The 18,108-nt window shown below is 71.9% G+C and carries 16 protein-coding genes; 9 read left to right on the forward strand and 7 right to left on the reverse strand.

What is annotated here, in order from left to right; translation table 11 throughout:
- Positions 1-3: 3 nt before the first annotated feature.
- The 3 genes from AC0NH5_RS21350 to AC0NH5_RS21360 are packed head-to-tail and all read right to left on the reverse strand — an operon-like array spanning position 4 to position 2,779.
- Positions 4-1,467, reverse strand: coding sequence for an ATP-binding protein (locus AC0NH5_RS21350; RefSeq protein WP_474406472.1), 1,464 nt, complete (start codon positions 1,465-1,467; stop codon positions 4-6).
- A 29-nt stretch (positions 1,468-1,496) separates the two neighbouring features.
- Positions 1,497-2,000, reverse strand: a complete 504-nt coding sequence (locus AC0NH5_RS21355) for an NUDIX domain-containing protein (RefSeq protein WP_474406473.1) — start codon at positions 1,998-2,000, stop codon at positions 1,497-1,499.
- The gene (locus tag AC0NH5_RS21360) at positions 1,997-2,779 is read right to left on the reverse strand and encodes a hypothetical protein (RefSeq protein WP_474406477.1); all 783 of its coding nucleotides are present in this window, start codon (positions 2,777-2,779) and stop codon (positions 1,997-1,999) included. Before AC0NH5_RS21360 ends, AC0NH5_RS21355 begins: the two co-directional genes overlap by 4 nt.
- Before the next feature lie 90 nt (positions 2,780-2,869).
- On the opposite strand from AC0NH5_RS21360, the gene AC0NH5_RS21365 reads away from it, so the two are divergent.
- The gene (locus AC0NH5_RS21365; RefSeq protein ID WP_474406479.1) at positions 2,870-3,676 is read left to right on the forward strand and encodes a DUF3097 domain-containing protein; all 807 of its coding nucleotides are present in this window, start codon (positions 2,870-2,872) and stop codon (positions 3,674-3,676) included.
- On the opposite strand, the gene pdxR is transcribed toward AC0NH5_RS21365, so the two are convergent.
- Positions 3,657-5,141, reverse strand: a complete 1,485-nt coding sequence (gene pdxR / locus AC0NH5_RS21370) for a MocR-like pyridoxine biosynthesis transcription factor PdxR (RefSeq protein WP_474406481.1) — start codon at positions 5,139-5,141, stop codon at positions 3,657-3,659. The genes AC0NH5_RS21365 and pdxR overlap by 20 nt on opposite strands.
- A gap of 47 nt (positions 5,142-5,188) precedes the next feature.
- Between pdxR and AC0NH5_RS21375 the strand changes: the two genes are divergently transcribed.
- Positions 5,189-6,100 (forward strand): DMT family transporter, encoded by a 912-nt coding sequence (locus tag AC0NH5_RS21375; protein WP_474406483.1) that lies wholly within the window; start codon positions 5,189-5,191, stop codon positions 6,098-6,100.
- A gap of 335 nt (positions 6,101-6,435) precedes the next feature.
- Here the strand turns inward: AC0NH5_RS21375 and AC0NH5_RS21380 are convergent, their stop codons facing one another.
- Positions 6,436-7,740 carry a serine hydrolase domain-containing protein gene (locus AC0NH5_RS21380; protein WP_474406485.1) on the reverse strand — a complete coding sequence of 435 codons (1,305 nt, stop codon included), beginning with the start codon at positions 7,738-7,740 and terminating at the stop codon, positions 6,436-6,438.
- A gap of 114 nt (positions 7,741-7,854) precedes the next feature.
- Here AC0NH5_RS21380 and AC0NH5_RS21385 point away from each other — a divergent pair, with 114 nt between their 5' ends.
- The 5 genes from AC0NH5_RS21385 to AC0NH5_RS21405 all read left to right on the forward strand — a co-directional run bounded on the left by AC0NH5_RS21385 (position 7,855) and on the right by AC0NH5_RS21405 (position 12,890).
- Positions 7,855-8,304, forward strand: coding sequence for an NfeD family protein (locus tag AC0NH5_RS21385; protein ID WP_474406643.1), 450 nt, complete (start codon positions 7,855-7,857; stop codon positions 8,302-8,304).
- A 21-nt stretch (positions 8,305-8,325) separates the two neighbouring features.
- Positions 8,326-9,444 carry an SPFH domain-containing protein gene (locus AC0NH5_RS21390; RefSeq protein ID WP_474406488.1) on the forward strand — a complete coding sequence of 373 codons (1,119 nt, stop codon included), beginning with the start codon at positions 8,326-8,328 and terminating at the stop codon, positions 9,442-9,444.
- A gap of 157 nt (positions 9,445-9,601) precedes the next feature.
- On the forward strand, positions 9,602-10,279 hold the full coding sequence (locus AC0NH5_RS21395) for a hypothetical protein (RefSeq protein ID WP_474406490.1): 678 nt from the start codon (positions 9,602-9,604) through the stop codon (positions 10,277-10,279).
- Between the two features lie 42 nt (positions 10,280-10,321).
- Positions 10,322-11,119, forward strand: coding sequence for a TrmH family RNA methyltransferase (locus tag AC0NH5_RS21400; protein ID WP_474406646.1), 798 nt, complete (start codon positions 10,322-10,324; stop codon positions 11,117-11,119).
- Between the two features lie 46 nt (positions 11,120-11,165).
- On the forward strand, positions 11,166-12,890 hold the full coding sequence (locus AC0NH5_RS21405) for an FAD-binding oxidoreductase (protein ID WP_474406492.1): 1,725 nt from the start codon (positions 11,166-11,168) through the stop codon (positions 12,888-12,890).
- A 123-nt stretch (positions 12,891-13,013) separates the two neighbouring features.
- On the opposite strand, the gene AC0NH5_RS21410 is transcribed toward AC0NH5_RS21405, so the two are convergent.
- Positions 13,014-13,373, reverse strand: coding sequence for a cupin domain-containing protein (locus AC0NH5_RS21410; protein ID WP_474406648.1), 360 nt, complete (start codon positions 13,371-13,373; stop codon positions 13,014-13,016).
- A 213-nt stretch (positions 13,374-13,586) separates the two neighbouring features.
- Positions 13,587-14,888, reverse strand: coding sequence for a MurL-like N-terminal domain-containing (locus AC0NH5_RS21415; RefSeq protein ID WP_474406650.1), 1,302 nt, complete (start codon positions 14,886-14,888; stop codon positions 13,587-13,589).
- Between the two features lie 162 nt (positions 14,889-15,050).
- Between AC0NH5_RS21415 and murD the strand changes: the two genes are divergently transcribed.
- Positions 15,051-16,403, forward strand: a complete 1,353-nt coding sequence (murD, locus tag AC0NH5_RS21420) for a UDP-N-acetylmuramoyl-L-alanine--D-glutamate ligase (protein WP_474406494.1) — start codon at positions 15,051-15,053, stop codon at positions 16,401-16,403.
- Between the two features lie 681 nt (positions 16,404-17,084).
- Positions 17,085-18,083 carry a MurR/RpiR family transcriptional regulator gene (locus AC0NH5_RS21425; RefSeq protein ID WP_474406496.1) on the forward strand — a complete coding sequence of 333 codons (999 nt, stop codon included), beginning with the start codon at positions 17,085-17,087 and terminating at the stop codon, positions 18,081-18,083.
- Positions 18,084-18,108: the final 25 nt, after the last annotated feature.

Consider the following 18,108-nt stretch of genomic DNA (forward strand, 5'->3'; position numbering starts at 1 on the left):
CCGTCAGGGGTAGATCCGGTCCAGCCCGACGAGCTGCACCGCCGGGTCCGCCTCCGCCGCCTCCCGCAGCTCGGCGGTGAAGCCCGCGCCGCTGAACAACAGGAGGTGGCACTGCTCGGCCCGGATGTTGCGCCGGGAGTTCAGCAGGCCCTTGATGTGGGTCAGGCGCTCCAGGTGCCGCAGCCCGAGCGTCTCGTTCCACTTCGCCTCCCCGACGCCGAGGAGGACCTCCTGGCCGTGCCCGTCCCGGCCGAAGGCCGCGACGTCCACCTCGTGCGTGGTCCTCGCCGCGGGATCGGTCACGGTCCCTGCGGCGACGCGCACCGGGTAGCCGTCGAAGACGCCCGGATCGGTGTCCCACCGCGCCCACTGCCGGCAGATGGACTCGAAGTGCGGCCCGACCACCTTGCTCAGGAACGTGTTCTGTATCCGGGGCCACACCTGCGCGGCACGGCCGGCCCGCTCCAGGTCGCCCCAGACCGGTCGCATGACCGCGTGATAGAAGGTGATCAGCGGTTCAGCGATCCGGTAGGCGCTGCGGTTCGGCCGGAACGCGTCCTCCTCACGGTGCACCAGGCCGACGTCCTCCAGCACCCGGACCGCGTGGTTCAGGTCCGAGGACTGCCGCCCCAGGTATTTGGCGATCCCACCGCGCTGCGTGTTGCCCTCGGCGATCGCGGCGAGCACCGAGTGGTACAGCGCGGGGTCACGCACGTCGGGCTCTTCGGCCAGGATGTACCGCGCCTCCCGGAACAGGGGCCGGGCCGGGTTGAGCACTGTCCGGATCACCCAGGGGTCGAAGTCGTCCGGTCCGGCGGGCACGTCGCCCTGGGCGAACTCGTTGCGGTACGCCGGTGTCCCGCCTACCACCGCGTTGGTGAGCACGGCCGTCCGGGGATCGCCGATCTCCCAGAATCGGGCGGCGTTCCGGTAATCCAGGGTGGGCACGATCAACTCCAGGCCCGCGCGTCCGCGCAGCGGTGCGCTGCCGGAGAGCAGCCCGCCCATGAAGGACAGCGCGGACCCGCACAGCAACAGGCGCACCTGCGTGTTCTCGCGCTGGGCGGCCGGATCCAGGGCCCGCTGGATGATCGAGGGCAGGGAACGGCTCGTGCGGGCCAGGAACGGGAACTCGTCGATCACGACCGGCAGGGGACCGTTCGTCGCCAGCGCCATGGTCTGGCGGATCGCGTCGTCCCAGTGCTCGAACCGCAGCGGTGTGGGCAGGCCGAGGAAGCCGCTGATCGCGTTGCCGTACTGACGCAGCGCGTCGGCCTCGGACGACTCCGTCGCGGTGAACATGAAGCCACCCGCGCCCCGGACGAGCGCGTCGAGCAGGAACGTCTTGCCCTGGCGGCGGCGTCCGGAGATCACCCCGAGCGTCGCACCGCGCGCCGGCGCCGTGGCGAACCGGACCAGCTCGGCCCACTCGATGTCGCGGTTGAAGACGTGTGACGGCTTCTCCACGAGTGTAAGTGTAGTTACAGTAACTACGCTTACACCAAGGCGATCTCCCGGAAATACCTGGTCACGACCGCGGTGTGGATGCTGAAGCCCAACTCCGTCGGGCCGTAGAGCAGCTCCCTGCTCAGCGCCTCCTCCGTCTCCGGCGCGGGCGGCATCGCCCCCGCGCTGGGCAGCGCCGGCAGCAAGCCGAACACCAGCAGCGTCCCGTCCGGCGCGCTCACCGTGTCGTAGTGCCGGACCGCACCCGCGTCCGCCACCACCCCGGTCTCCTCGTACAGCTCGCGCACCGCCGCCGCCTGCCACGTCTCGCCGATGTCGATGAAGCCGCCCGGCAGGGCGAGCCGGCCCTTCGCCGGGGCGATGCCGCGGCGCACCGCGAGCAGGCCGGCGCCGACCGGCTGGACGGCGACCGCGACCGGGTTGGGGTTCAGGTAGCTGGTCTCGCCGCATGCCGCGCAGCGGCGTGGCCACGGCTGGCCGGTGGTGAAGCGAGCCCCGCAGTGCGTGCAGTGGGCATAGCGGTCCGGGATCACGGTTGCAACGGCGAGTTGCAGGCGGCGACCAGGGCCTGGCGGCAGGCGGCCGTGAGCGGGCGCAACGCCGCGTCGCGGGCCTGGGCCTCGTGGCCGTTGACGGCGCCGCCGGGGGCGCTGGTGCCGGCGAGCACGAGCACCTGGTCGAGGATGCTCGCCCGGGCGAAGAGGCGGCGGGAGCGCGGGTCGTAGCCGGGGGGCAGGGTGGCCGTGCTGTCCGGGCGGCGAAGCGCCTGCAGGGCGCCGGCCAGCTCGGGTTTCCACTGCGCCACGTCCAGTTTGGTGAGCTGGGTGGTGGTCTCGGCGAGGGCCGCGGTGAGCTCGGCCTCGGCCTCGGCGGCGCCCATCTGGAAGACGGCCCGGTGCTCGGGGGCGGGATGCACCCGCCACAGCACGGTCTCGAACTCCATCCCGGACCCGGACGTGTGCCGCCGCACCTCGGGGACGACGCCGAAGGACGGGGTCATCACCGCCTCCCCGGCCAGCAGGGCCGCGCCGGTCAGCTCGCCGGGGCCGGGCAGGCCACGTGGGTCGCCGGGAGCGGGCAGGACCAGCCGGATCTCGTCGGGGTGCAGCTTCGCGAAGATCGGCAGGCCCTGGCTCAGCGGGACGTCTGTCCAGGTGCCGGGTGCGTCCGCGACCAGGTGCTCCTCGTCGGTGGCGATCTCGTCGGCCAGCTCGTCGAACGGGACCAGCCCGGCGCGCCAGGCGCGCACCCAGGTCACGAACCGGGTGGACCGTCGGGCGGTCCGGGTGGCCGCCTCAGCTGCGGGTGACATGCGAGCAAGGGTACGTGCCGGTGTGGAAGCTTGTCTCGACTCGGAGCGTCACCGGCGGTGTGTCAGAGATCGCGGGTTACCGTGCGGGACATGTATGGGGAGGACGTGCTCGCCGGCAACTGGCGCCGGCGGAAGGTGATACCCGAGGTCGACGCGGAACGAGATCTCGTGGTGGAGGACGCCGGTTCGGGTTTCTGCGGCGCTGTCGTCGGCTTCGAGTTGGGTGCGGTGGTGCTGGAGGACCGGCACGGCAGGCGCCGCAACTTCCCGCTGGAGCCGGCCGCTTTCCTGCTCGACGGGCAGGTGGTGACGCTGCGCCGGCCCACCGTGGAGAAGGCGCCCACGCAGCGGCGGGTCACCGCCTCCGGGTCGATCGCGGTCGCCGGGGTGAAGGCGCAGGTGGCGAAGGCGAGCCGGATCTGGGTGGAGGGCATCCACGACGCCGCGCTGGTCGAGCGGATCTGGGGCGACGACCTGCGGATCGAGGGCGTGGTGGTGGAGCCGCTCGACGGCATCGACGACCTGGCCGCCGAGGTCGCCGGGTTCCGGCCCGGACCGGATCGGCGCCTTGGCGTGCTCGTCGACCACCTGGTTCCGGGCTCCAAGGAGAGCCGGATCGTGGCCGCGGTGACCGACCCGAACGTGTTGATCACCGGTCACCCGTACGTGGACGTCTGGCAGGCGGTGAAACCCGAGCGGGTGGGTCTGCGGGCGTGGCCGGTCATTCCGCCGGGACAGCCGTGGAAGGAGGGCGTCTGCGCCGCGGTCGGCATTCGCGAGCCGGCCGAGATGTGGCGCCGGATCCTGGCCTCGGTGCGCACCTACAAGGACGTCGAGACGCCGCTGATCAACTCGATGGAGCGCCTGATCGACTTCGTCACGGTGCCGGGCGACTGAGCTTCTCGGCCCGGAAGGCGCGGCCCAGGCGTTCGGCGGCCTCGGTGAGGCGGTCCGGCGCGTGCGCCGCATATCCGAGGACCAGGCCGCTCGGTCCCGGTCGCTGCCGATGCCAGCTGAGCGGATGCAGCTGTACGCCCGAAGCAGCCGCCCGCCCGGCGAACTCCACGTCGTCCACGTCACCGGGCAGCAGCACCACCAGGTGCAGCCCCGCCGCCACTCCGGTGACACGGGCCTGCGGCAGGTGCTCCCGCAGCCCGGCCAGCAGCGCGTCCCGCCGCCGCCGCTGGCGGGCCCGCACCGCGCGCAGGTGCCGCTCGTATTCGCCGGAGCCGAGCAGCTCGGCCAGCACCAGCTGGGGCAGCGCCGAGTTGCCGAGGTCGCTGGCGTGCTTGACGGCGAGCAGCTCGGCCTGCATCCGGCGGGGCGCGATCAGCCAGCCGATCCGCATCCCCGGCGCGAGCGATTTGGACACGCTGCCGAGGTACGCGACGCGTTCCGGCGCCGAGCCCTGGAGCGCGGCGACGGGCGCCCGGTCGTACCGATGTTCCGCGTCGTAGTCGTCCTCGATCACCAGCCGGTCCCGGGCCGCCCAGTCGAGCAGGGCACGCCTCCGTGCCGGGCTCAGCACCACGCCGGTGGGGAACTGGTGCGCCGGGGTCAGCAATGCCGCGTCCAGGCCGGTCGCCGCGAGGTGGTCGACCCGCACGCCTTCGTCGTCGACGGGCACGCCGACCGGCCGCAGCCCCCAGAACGCCATCTGGTCCCAGGCGCCGCGCGACCCCGGGTCCTCGACCGCCACCTCGTGCAGGCCCGGACCGTTCACCAGCCGGCCGCCGGGGCCGGAGCCGCGGAGAACATGGGCGAGCAGGGCGAGACCTTGCGCCACGCCGCCGCAGACCACCACGTCGTCCGCCTCGGCCCGGACCCCGCGGGTACGCGCCAGCCAGCCCACCAGCTCCGCCCGCAGCCGTGGGGTGCCGCCCGGATCGCCGTAGCCCAGGTCGCCGCCGGTCACCCGGTCCAGCACCGCCCGTTCGGCCCGCAGCCAGGCGGCCCGCGGGAACGCCGACAGGTCCGGCACGCCGGGGGACAGGTCGAGGTCGATGCCGGCCGGGGCGGACATCGGCAGCCGCAGTTCGGCGAGGGTGCGCCTGCGGTCGGCGGCCGGCCGGGGTCCCGCCGCGGTGCCCGGCCCGGTGACCACCGTCCCCGACCCGGTCCGTGCCCCGGCCAGTCCTTCGTCGACCAGCCGCTGATAGGCCTGCACCACCACGCCCCGGGAGACGCCCAGCTCCCCGGCGAGCAGCCGGGTGGCGGGCAGCCGGTCGCCGGGCGCCAGCCGGCCGACGCGGATCGCGGTGCGCAGCCCGTCGGCCAGCCACTCGGTCAGCCCTTTGGCGGGCGCCGTCTCCGGGCGCAGCTGAAGGAAGTCCGATCCGGGAATTGGTCCACTCCGTCGCATCGTGATTGGTCCTCGAACCGGACCATACTCCGGTCCAGCATCAAGGGGTGAAAGCCTTACCGATCACCGCCGGCGCCCTCGGCATGACCTTCGTCGGAGGCAGCGCCGCCGTCTCCGGCTACCTCACCGACGCGCCCTACCTGACCGTCCAGAGTCTCCGGTACGCCCTGGCCTGCGCGTTGCTGCTCGCCTACGCCCGCTGGACCCGCGCCGTGCTGCACCGCCCGCGCGGCGCCGAGTGGCTGTGGCTGCTCGGCATCACCGTCACCGGCCTGCTGTTCTTCAACATCGCTCTGGTCCAGGGCGCCGCACACGCCGAACCGGCCGTCCTCGGCGTGGCCGTCGCCTGCGTGCCGATCCTGCTCGCGGTCGGCGGCCCGCTCTTCGACGGCCGCGGTCCCGCGCCCCGGGTGCTCGCCGCCGCGGTCGTGGTCACGATCGGCGCCGCCCTGGTGCAGGGCCTCGGCCGCACCGACGCGACCGGGCTGTTCTGGGCGTTCGTGACCTTCGCCTGCGAGGCCGCGTTCACCCTGCTCGCCATCCCGGTGCTGGGCCGGCACGGGCCGCTCGGCGTGTCCGTGCACACCACCGTGCTGGCCACCGTCCTGTTCGGCGCGGCCGGGCTGGCCGTCGAAGGGCCGGCCGCTGTGACCCGGCTGCACACCGACGACGTGCTCGCCGGCGTCTATCTGGCCGTGCTGCTGACGGCCGTGGCCTTCCTGCTCTGGTACACGTGCGTCGCCCGCCTCGGTGCCGGCCGGGCGGGCCTGCTCACCGGCGTGGCACCGATCGCGGCCGCCGTGATGGGCATGGCCCTGGGCGGGCCGTCGCCGCGCCCTCTCGTCTGGCTGGGCATCGCGACCGTCGCCGCGGGCCTGGCGCTGGGCCTTACACCGACCCGCCGCCCCCTCCCCACCCAGCTCCCACCCACGCCCACCGTGCTCACCTCAACCGCCTGACCCGGCGTGGGGAGTTCGGGTGCGGAGCGAACCGCAAGTCCCCACGCACGGTCGGGCGGTTGACTGCGTGGGGACTTCGGGTGCGGAACGAACCGCAAGTCCCCACGCACGGTCGGGCGGATGACTGCGTGGGGACTTCGGGTGCGGAACGAACCGCAAGTCCCCACGCACGGTCGGGTGCTTCACTGCGTGGGGACTTCGGGTGCGGAGCGCACCCGAAGTTCACACGCAAGGTTGTGGTGGCAGGTCAGCCCGGCGGGGGCGGCAGACGCTGGAGTCGCAGGGAGGTCGCGGCCACGCTACGGGACCAGTCGTTCTGTCGTACCAAAAAGGTGTTATGCGAGGTGGTCGGGGTTGCGACGGTGAATGAACGTCGCGATGTCGAGGTGGTCGACGGCGCCCTCCGGGGAGCGCACGAACCGCATCACCTCGCCCTCGTTGTGGCCGGAGACGCCCCGCCAGCGGTCCGGGCCCTCGCGCACGAAGCGGGTGCTGTGGTGAGCCCCGGTCATCAGCAGGCCGTCGCCGTCGGTGACGATCTCGTACTCGCGGCCCATCCACCACCAGCGGCCGCAGACCTCCGCGGCCTCGCCCTGCGGCGCCGCCGGGGGACGCCAGACCGGGACCGTCTCGGGCTCGCTGTCCAGCACCGTGGTGAGGGTCCGCAGGCTGACGTCCTTGATGTGGGTGCCGGTGAGGCCGTAACAGTTGGCGAACACGATCACCCCCAGTCGGCTGCGGCGGTGCACGGCCAGGTGGGCGACGTAGCCGGGCATCGAGCCGCCGTGGCCGACGTAGACGCGCTCGCCGACCCGGTAGAGCTGCGGTCCGAGGCCGTGCCCGCCGGTCCACGACTCCAGATCGTTGAGCACCACCGGGGCGCACATCTCGTCGACGGTCTCCCGGGACAGCACCGCGGGCGCCGGGTCGGCGAGGAAGCCGGCCCACTTGGCCATGTCGGTGACCGTGGACCAGAGCTGGCCGGCGGGTGCCATCGCGCCGGTGTCCGGGCGGGGCTCCTCGTGCAGGGCGCCGCCCAGGGCGTGGACCACGTAGCCGCGGGCGTAGGGCTCGACCGGGGCGTAGGTGGTGCGCTTCATGCCGAGCGGGTCGAGCACCCGCTTGCCGACCAGCTCCGCCCAGCTCTGCCCGGTGACCTTGGTGACCACCGCGCCGAGCAGGCCGTAGGCGAGGTTCGAGTAGCGGTAGCGGCGGTACGGCGCGCCGTGCAGCTTCTCGTAGGTGAGCGACGCGAGCAGCTGGTCCACATCACCGCCGGCGTTGCGCTCCCACCACGGCCCGTCCGGTTCGCGCTGGAGTCCGGAGACGTGCCCGAGCAGCTGGCGCAGCGTGACCCCGCCGATCGGGGTGCCCGGCAGGTGCCGGTAGAGCAGGTCGTCGAGGGCGAAGAAGCCCTCGTCACGTAGCTGCATGACCAGCGTCGCGGTGATCGTCTTGGTGATCGAACCGAGCCGGTACTGGGTCTTGGGATCGGGCCTGGGCTGCTCCCCGGCGCCCGCGAAGTGCAGCACCGCCCGGTCCCGGACGACCGCGCACGCCAGCGACGGCGCCCGGCCGGACGACTGTGCCCGGGCGACGATCTCATCGATCCGGCGGCCGGTCTCCGCAAGCAGCGACACGATGGATCCTCTCCTGTAGCGAACTCGTGGGTTTAACTGTTGTGTGTCGATTCGGGTACGCCGCCGTCATTCGTCGCTGAACGTGCGCGGACGTGCCACGATCGAGGGGTGGATGTGGATGCCCTGCTCTGGATCGTCCTCGCCGTTGCCCTCGCGATCGGCGAGGCTTTCACCGCGACGATTCTCGTCATCTTCTTCGCGACCGGCGCGGTGGCCGCGGCGATCGCGGCTGCCTTCGGCGCCTCGGTGCTGGTGCAGGTCATCGTCTTCGCCGTCGTCTCCGGCGTGTCGGTGGCGGCGGTCCGGCCGATCGTGATGCGGCACGCGCGGTCCGCCCTGGAGACCGGCGACACCGCGTTCGGCATCGAGGCGATGGAGGGGATCCGCGGCACGGTCGTCGACGAGGTCGGCACCGACCACGGCATGGTGAAGATCGACGGGGAGCTGTGGCAGGCCCGGTCGTTCGACGGCAAGGAGAGCTTCCTGCCCGGCGACCGGGTGCGTGTGGTCAAGGTCCGCGGCGCCACGGTGCTGGTGTGGCACGACGACGTCCCGGATGTGTAGGAACAACTTCAGAGAGGCGTCATGGAAGTCATCCTCGCTGTTCTGGCCATAGTCATCGCCGTCTTCGCGGTGACCACCCTCGTCAAGTCCGTCCGCATCGTCCCGCAGCAGCGGATGGACGTCATCGAACGGCTCGGCAAGTACAAGCGCACCCTGTCGCCGGGCCTGAACCTGCTGATCCCGTTCGTCGACGCGGTGCGCACCAAGGTGGACATGCGCGAGCAGGTGGTCTCCTTCCCACCGCAGCCCGTGATCACCTCGGACAACCTGGTCGTCTCGATCGACACGGTGCTGTACTTCAAGGTGGTCGACCCGGTGCGGGCCACCTACGAGATCTCCCACTTCCTCCAGGCCATCGAGCAGCTCACCGTCACCACGCTGCGGAACGTGATCGGCTCACTCGACCTGGAGCGTGCGCTGACCAGCCGCGATCAGATCAACAAGCATCTCTCCAGCGTCCTCGACGAGACCACCGGCCGGTGGGGCATCAAGGTCACCCGGGTCGAGTTGAAGGCGATCGAGCCGCCGCCCAGCATCCGCGACTCGATGGAGAAGCAGATGCGCGCCGAGCGGGAACGCCGCGCCACGATCCTCAACGCCGAGGGCCACAAGCAGGCGGCGATCCTGACCGCCGAGGGTGAGAAGCAGGCCGCGGTGCTGCGTGCCGACGGTGACCGGCAGTCCCGCATCCTGCAGGCGGAGGGCCAGGCCAAGGCGATCCGGACCGTCTTCGACGCGATCCACACGGCCAACCCGTCGCAGAAGGTGCTCGCCTACCAATACCTCCAGGCGCTGCCGCAGATCGCCAACGGCACGGCCAACAAGGTCTGGATCGTGCCGGCCGAGCTGAACAAGGCCCTGGAGGGTCTCGGCGGCGCGCTGGGCGGCCTGGCCAACATGGTCGGTGACACGCCGACCGCGGCCGTCGACTCGGGCGCGGTGGAACGCGAGGCGGCGGCGGCCGCGGACGCTGCCGCGGCTGAGGCGAAGAAGATCAACGAAGAGGTACGCGCTGCGGAGGCCGAAGCCGGCGGTGGTCAGGACGCGCTGCCCGCATTGGGCGCGCCGACCGCGATCCCGCCCGCGTCCGCGCTCGGCAGCGCCGATTATCACGAGGCGGATCGGGTGGAGAAGGCCTGACGCTTCCCGGACGGCGCCGGTCCCCTGCTCGGGACCGGCGCCGACTTTTCTGATTTTTACCAGATTCGTCACAGTTCTTTGGCATGCTTCGCAGCAGGACTCCCGACCGGTGCCCCCGGCCGCTCGGCTTTTTGCCCCTGCTGCACGAGGCGGAGCCATGAGCATCAGCCAGCATCAGACAGCTAGTGGCCGGCCCCTGCGGATCGCTCCCGCGTGGGTCGGCGCCGCGACCCCGGCCGCCGGCTTCGATGTCGACGGTCACCATCTTCCGGTACGCGACGCGGTGTGGATCTGGTCGGTCCGAAGGTACGCGCGTCTCGCCCTCTGGGCCCTGCCGCTCTCCGCCGTCCTGTACGGGTGGCTCACCCTCGGCGTGGAAGGCCCACCCGGCCCGCTCGCCGTCGGACTGCTCGCCGGCTGGCTGGCCGTCATCGCCCTGATCGCCCTGGCCGGGCTGCTCGCCGGCTCGCGGACCCGCCGGTGCGCGCTGGCCGGGCTGCTGGTCACGCTGGCCGGCGCCACGCTGCTGCTGCCGCTGGCCGCGATGCCCTCCGGCGCCGTGGTGGTGAACGGCCCGCTGGCCGCCGGGCAGGTGACCGGCATGCTGCGGGTGGCCGGGTCGATTGCCGGCACCGGCCTGCTGCTGCTCGGCTGGGCGGTGTTCCGCTCCAAGCTGGTGAACCCCGCCGACGGGGTGCTGCTGATGCTCGCCGCCGTCACGATGGCCGCCGGCACCTACGTGTCCCGGCCGATCCCGACCGTCGGCGCACTGCTGCTGCTCGCCGCCGGGACGGGCCTGGCCTGGACCGGGGGACGGTTGCTGCCCCGTTCGTGACGGTTGCCGGCCGCGTTGACATAATCGCTGGCCGTGCCCGAGATACACCTGATCACCGACCCTGACGACGACCGTCTGGGCGATTACCGCGCGCTCACCGACCTGGAGCTGCGCACCAGGTGGGAGCCGCCCAACGGGCTGTTCATCGCCGAGGGCGAGCTGGTGCTGCGCCGGGCGCTGCGCGCCGGGTACCGCCCCCGGTCGTACCTGATCGACGCGAAGCGGACCGCCCAGATCGAGGACCTCGACGACGCCCCGATCTACGCCGCCACGCCGGACGTGCTGGAACGCGCCACCGGCTTCCACGTGCACCGGGGCGTGCTCGGCTCGTTCCACCGGTCGCCGCTGCTCGGCGCCGACGAGGTGATCGCCGGCGCCCGCCGGGTGGCGATCCTGGAGGACGTCAACAACCACACCAACATCGGCGCGGTCTTCCGGGGCGCCGCCGCGCTCGGCGTCGACGCCGTGCTGCTCTCACCCACGTGCGCCGACCCGCTCTACCGGCGCAGCGTCCGGGTCAGCATGGGCGAGGTGTTCGCGGTGCCGTACGCCCGCCTGGAACCCTGGCCGGACGGCCTGCAACGGGTCCGGGACGCCGGTTTCACCGTGCTCGCGATGACGCCGGCGCCGGAGGCGGTGGCCCTGCACCGGCTGACACCGGGGCAGCGGGCCCGCACCGCGCTGCTGCTCGGCGCCGAGGGGCCCGGTCTGTCCCGGCACGCGCTCGCCGCCAGCGACGTCCCGGTGCGGATCCCGATGCGGCGTGATGTCGATTCGCTCAACGTGGCAGCCGCGGCAGCGGTAGCTTTCTGGGAACTGGGCCGGGACGACGACGTCTGAGTACCGTGGAGATGTCCGGCTTGCTCGTCGTTCATCGGGGGTGTCTGTGGCATCCGGCTCGGGACCCGCATCGGATCCGCATCTGCTCGCTCTGCTGCGGGCGATCCGGCTGCGCCAGAACGCGCCGGACGCCGCCGAGGCGGGGGCGACCGACACGGCTGCGGCGCTGTCCGAGCTGAGCGGCGGCAAAGAGATCGAGAAGGTTGAGCGGGCGAACCCCTCGGTTCGGCCGTCGGCGCCGATGCCCGTCTACCGGTCCGAGCCGCCGCGGTCGTCGTCACGCCGCATCCCGCCGCGCCCGGCCTCGGCCGCCTCCGCGCCCACGCCCGAAGAGAAGATCAACCGGGGCACCGCGGACATCCTGTGGCGCGGCGACCCCGGCGCCACCCTGGGCCGCGCCGGTCTGGAGGCACGCCGGGCCGGCGACCGTTCCCGTGCCCGCCGCGACGGCGGCCTGCCCCTCACCGGCGTCAACCCCGCCGGCCCGTCCTCCCCGGTGCCCGGCATCCCACCGCTGGAGGGCCCACGCCCGATCGGCGGCGCCGGCACCGAGTTCCCGGCCTTCCAGCCCACACCGCAGTACGGTCCGCGCCCCGCCGCCCGGAAACCGCTCCGCGCCGACCGGCCGGCCGACGGCATGGACCCGGCCGACGACGCCGCGCTCCGCGACACCCAACGGCTGCTCAGCACCAGCCTGACCTTCGCCGGCGGCACCGGCGAGGTGGCCGACCGGCTCTGGCACGCGCTGCTCCAGGCACAACCCGACCTGCTCGCCGTCCTCCCCGGCACGCCGCAGACCCAGCGCGCCGAACTCGCGGAGGCGCTCACCTGGCTCGTCCATCAGATGGACGACCCACCCACCCTGGTCGCCGGGTGCACCCGGCTCGGCGCGGTGCTCGCCGAATGCGGCGTGCAGTGGAAACAGCTCCACCTGGTCGGCGCCGCCCTCGCCGAGGCGATGCGGGCCGGGATGGCCCCGGGGGCGTGGCGCCAGGACTTCGACCACGCCTGGCGCTGGACGTGGCAGCACACCTACGAGTGGATCGTGCACGGCGGGGCGCAGGTCGCGTACCAGCCGACTGTGTGGGACGCCGAGGTGGTCTCGCACGACCTGCGCCGCCCCGACCTGGCGGTGATCCGGCTCCGGCCGTACCTGCCGATGCCCTACCGCCCCGGCCAGTTCGCCCGCATCGAGGTTCCGGCGGTGCCCGGCGTCTGGCGGCCGTACTCCCTCGCCGCCACCCTGCACCACGACGACATCGTCGAACTCCACGTCCGCGCCAAGACCGAGACCGGCGTCAGCGGCACCCTCGTCCACGACACCCGCGCCGGCGACCACGTCCGGATCGCCCGCCCCGACGGCGAGATGGGCCTGCCCGCCGACTTCGGCCGCGGCGTCCTGATGATCGCCGGCGACACCGGCGTGGCCCCCATGAAAGCGATGCTCGCCGAGCTGGCCGCCACCGCCGACCCGCGCCCCGCCGTCCTGTTCTGGGGCGTGCGCGACCTCGACGAGCTCTACGACATCGACGACCTCACCGCGGTCGCCCAGGCCGCGCCCCGCGCCACCGTCGTCCCCGTGGTGGCCGAGGGCGACCCCGGCCCCTACACGTCAGGCCTGGTGACTGACGCGGTAGCCGATTACGGCGAATGGTCCGGCCACGAGGTCTACCTGGCCGGCCCACCCCTCATGCTCGCCGCGACCAGCGCCGCCCTGCAGCAACTGGGAGTCGCCACTTCCCGGATCCACCACGACGACCCCAACCAGTGACGTACGCCTGACCCCCGCCCAGACGCCGCTCCCGCTGGCTTCGCGGCGTTGCGCGTGGTCCTGGACGGCCTCTGACACGTGTAGGTGCGCAGGTTCGCGCTGCTTGTGCCTGGGCGGGTGGCGTCAGCGGACGGCGTAGCCGGGGATCGACGGCCACCGGACGGTGAGGACCACCGACTCCTCGGCGGCGTACCAGGAGTGGTCCACGCCCCGCCCCCACACCACGTAGTCACCCTGCTTGTCGAGAACCACGGTGCGCTCCGGGAACTCCATGTGGAAACACCTGCTGATCAGCACGAGCAGCGCAGTCCGATGCTCACCCCGCACCCACCGCGCCCGCCGGTCACCCCGCGGATGCCGCCCCCACTTGATCTCGACCTCCGTGCTGTGCCGCAGGTCGCCCTCCGGCTTGAAGTGCCCGAGCAGCCACCCGTGATCCGCCAGCGCGTCCGGGTCCGCATTCCCGGTGTAGATCCCATCCATCACCCGCGAAACGCTACCGCCACCCTCCCGCCCCCCGACCCCGCCCAGCTGGCAGCGCCGCATGATCCTCGGCCGTTTTCCCTGCCTGGCTGCCGGCCGAGCGCGCCCGCCCGGCGGTGGCGCATGATCCTTGGCCGCATCGGCGCGAGAGGCCGAGAGCGGCGGGCCGCCGAGGCCGGGAGCTGGTGCGGCCACCGAGGGCGGGAGCGGCGGTCAGGGGAGGCGGTGGGCGGCGACCGCCTCGGTAAGGAGCTTCAGGTAGGTCGGGGGGATGTGGTGCGGGCCGCCGGGTGTGAAGACGGTGGAGTGGGAGGCGGCGGACCAGGCCGAGGCGGGGACGGCCGCGCGGAGGGCGACCAGGACCGGCGCGTCGTCGGTGAGGAGGGAGAGGGCCACCAGGCACTCCTCGGCCTCGCCCACGCACTCGAAGGGCTTGTGGGCGTCGACGCCGAGCAGTTCCAGGAAGCCGGGGATCTGGGCGGTGCCGGCGAACAGGTCGTGGCCGAAGATGTGGGTGAGCCGTTCCCGGGGCATGTGCGGGGCCATGGCCAGGAAGACGAAACGGCACTTCGGGCAGTCACCGCACCAGCGGGCCGTCGGGTCGTGAAGTTTGAACGCCTTGTTACAACTGGTAACGACGTCGTCGTACGCTGTGTGACTGGCGAAGAGTTGGGCGATGTGCAGCTCGGAGAGCGTGCGCAGCAGTGAGAAGTACGGGTCGACCAGGCCGGTGTGCGCGGTGACGGCGGCCCGGAGCAGACCCTCGGCGAGCACGCCCTTGGACCACTGGTGGTTGACCTCGTGACCGTTCCAGATCAGGTTCGGGTCGGAGGCGGACCGTTCGTTGGACATCACCACCGGGCCGAGCCCGTGCCAGGCCGCGGTGGCGACGGCGATCAGCGAGTTGATCGCGGTCACCGGGATGTGCCCGTTCAGCGCGCCGGCCTTGTTCAGCTCGAACAGGCGGGGGTCGAGCTTGCGTCGGGCGGCCAGGGCGGGCAGGCCGGAGGCGGCGTTCACGTTCTCGATCACCGGGTTCGGGTTGACCGAGAACGGCACCGGGTCGAGCCCGGCCGAACGCAGAATTTCCAGGGTGACGATGGAGTCCTTGCCGCCGCCGACCGCGGACAGCGGCCGGCCCTGGGCCTCGACCGGTGCCGCGGCGGGGATCGTGCCGGGCGTCTCGACGGTCAGCTCGAGCACGTGCGGGAGCTGGTTGCGGTACGCGTACTCGGCGAGACCGGACGTGTAGACGGCGGTGAAGAACTCGGCGACCTCTGGGGCGACCGGCTTCGGGGCCAGCACCCGGGGCGGGGCGCCGACCTTGTAGTAGCTCACGCCGGCGACGACGTGCAGCAGGTCCAGGACGCGCAGGAACGCCTCCGGCACGTCCCGGCCGTTCGGCAGCGGGAACGTGATCGTCTCGGTGAACTCGAGCGGCTCCGGGCCGTCGAGCACGTAGTCGAACGCCGCCACGCCGGTGGTGGGGTCGAACGAGTACGTAGGGAAGCGCATCACGTCGAACTGCACCCGGAAACTCCTGTCAATCGGCCGACGGGCAATATTAGGCCGACACGCAACATCGGGCCGACGGGCAGTGTGCGGCCGACAGGGCAACAGTGGCCAGCCGGGCAATGGTAGTCCGGGTGCGGCTGCGAACCGGTTGAGGGAGACGACGTGCGCCTGGCAGATCTGCGTGGCCGCTCGGTGGCGGTCTGGGGCACCGGCCGGGAGGGCCGCGCCGCGGTGACCGCGATCGCGAAGCACGCGCCGGCCCGGCTGATCGCGGTCGACGACAGCGCGAATCATCTCTCCGTGGAATGGACCGGTGAGCTGGCCACGCTGGCGCCGCTGGCCGGGGGTGAGCACGCGTTCGCCGCGCTGGCCAGCGCGGAGGTCGTGGTGAGGTCACCCGGCGTGCCGCAGACACACCCGTACATGCTCCAGTTGCGCTCTCGTGGCATCACGGTGACCGGTGGCAGCGCGCTGTGGATGGCCGCGAACGCCGACCGGACCGTCGGCGTGACCGGCAGCAAGGGCAAGAGCACCACGTCCAGCCTGATCAGCCACCTGCTGGCCGCGGTGGGTAGACCGAACGCGTACGGGGGGAACATCGGCATCCCGCTGCTCGACCTGCCCGAGGCCGAGTTGTACGTCCTGGAGCTGTCCAGTTATCAGTGCGCGGATCTGACGGACTCGCCGCGGGTGGCGGTGGTGACCTCGCTGTTCCCGGAGCACCTGGACGCGCACGGCGGGGAGCGGGAGTACTACCGGGACAAGCTGAATATCCTGCGCCACCGTCCGGAACTGATCGTGGTGAACGGGGTTGATGAGCGGCTGCGCGACGAGATCCGCGGGGTGACCGACGCGAGTGGGTTCCCGCCGGTGCCGGCGGCCGCCGAGGACTCCCGGTTCCGGGTCGAGGACGGTGTCGTCTTCTGCAGTGACCAGGAGCTGTTCCCGCGGCAGGCGCTGGCGCTGAAGGGCCGGCACAACGAGCGGAACCTGTGTGTGGCGCTCGCGGTGCTGGACGGTATGGGCCTTGACGTCGTGGGGCTGCGGGAGACCTTGGAGGAGGCCGTACGGTCGTTCCGGGGGCTGCCGCACCGGCTCACCGAGATCGAGGACGGGTCCGGGCTGACGTTCGTCGACGACACGCTCTCGACGAGTCCGTATTCGGCGATGCACGCGATCGAGGCGTACGAGGATCGGCCACTCACCGTGTTGGTCGGCGGAACTGATCGCGGCTTGGATTACGGACCGTTACGAGAGTTTTTGGCTAGCCGGACACTGACTGTGATCGGGATGCCGGACAGCGGGCCGCGGATCCTCGCCGATCTGGCGGAGCTGCCGGGAGTGCGGACGGTGCCCTCGGAGGATCTTTTCGACGCGGTGCGGCTGGCTCGTGAGGTGACGCCGGCCGGTGGCGTGGTGCTGTTGTCGCCGGCGGCGCCGAGCTACGGGCGGTTCCGCAACTTCGAGCACCGGTCGGAGGCGTTCGCCCAGGCGGTCCAGGACACCGCCGAGTAGGCCTCACCCGAAATCCCCACGCACGCCGCGCCCCAGCGGCGTGTGTGAAGTTCGGGTGCGCAGCGCGCCCGAACTTCACACGCAGGCCGGGCGGCGGCGCGCCCGAACTTCACACGCAGGCCGGGCGGCGGCGCGCCCGAACTTCACACGCAGGCCGGGCCGCAGCGCGCCCGAACGTCACACGCAGGGCGGCTGGAGCGGTGTGTGGGGATTTGGGGCGCGTAGCGCACCCGAACTTCACACGCTGGGCGACCCGGCCGGCGGCCGGGCGATCGGTGTGGGGGCGACTGGCGTTCCTCGCGACCGGCCGGGACGCGTGGTTGCGGTTGGTGCAGTCGTCGTCCGTACGAAAAACTTTTTGATCTTGTTTCGGGTGTGACGACGAGGTTTCGCCGCGTCACCGGGATTGACCGAAAGTGCTAGGTCGCGGGGGTCGAACGGAGTGCCGAGCGTCGGCCGAAAGGCCTATGACATAACGGGTATTACCGGGGCATGTGATGGCGGCCACGTCGTAAGGGATGTTTCCGGATCGATGACCGTCATCCGGGGTGCGCGAAACATCAGTTCATCGCCGCAGGTCAGGTAACGGTTTGAAAACTTCACCCAGGCGCTTGACATGAGGGGGCGGTTAGTAAGAACTTTTACCGCGACAGTAAACAGTCCTTCCTGAAAGGGTGTCCGATGGCTGAGCCGGAGATGGACGGCGCCGCAATCACCGCGGTGGCCGACTCGCTGGTTCGCGACGCCGCCCTGAAGGCGAGCAGCTCAGCTGCCCACAACGGGAGCCCGAAGATCGCGACCGAGTTGCCCTCCGACGGCGTTCTGCTGCGGGTTCGCACGCTGCTGCCGGAGTTCACCGGCGCGCTGCAGCGGGTGGCCGAGCAGGTGCTCTCCGACCCCGCCGCCGCCTCCCGGGCCACGATCGTGGAACTGGCCGAGCGCAGCGGCACCTCGCCCGCGACGATCACCCGGTTCTGCCGGGCGGTCGGCTTCGACGGGTACGCGGACCTCCGCCTCGGCATCGCGGCGGAGACCGGCCGGGCGCGCTCGGCCGGGTGGACGGTGGACATCGGCCGTGAGATCCAGCCGAACGATCCGCTCGAGCGGGTGCTCGGCCAGATCATGGCGGCCGACACCAGGGCCATGCACGACACCGCCTCGCTGCTGGATCTGAGTGAGGTGGCGCGGGCCGCGGTGGCGATCTCCGCCGCGCCGCGCGTGAACATCTTCGGCGCCAGCGGAAGCGCGCTGGTCGGCGAGGAGATGCAGTTCAGTCTGCACCGCATCGGCATCCCGGTGTGGGCCTGGACCGACGTGCACAACGGTCTGGCCAGCGCCGCGCTGTCGAGGCCCGGCGACGTCGCGCTCGGCATCTCGCACAGTGGCGAGACCGGCGAGACGATCGAGCTGCTCGCCGAGGCGAACAGCCGGGGCGCCACCACCATCGCGCTGACCAGCTTCCCCCGATCCCCGCTGGCCGAGCTCGCCGACATCGTCCTGCTCACCGCCACCCAGGCGACGACCTTCCGGCCGGACGCGCTCAGCGCCCGCCACCCGCAGCTGGTCGTGCTCGACCTGCTCTATGTCGCCGTCGCGCAACGCACCCACGAACGTTCGCATGCCGCGTTCCAGCGCACGGCTCAGGCCGTGCACGGGCACAAGGCTGTGAAAGACGCCTGATCTCCACCAAAAAGAAAAAATTCCC

This window comes from Actinoplanes sp. 13 (genome assembly GCF_056134165.1).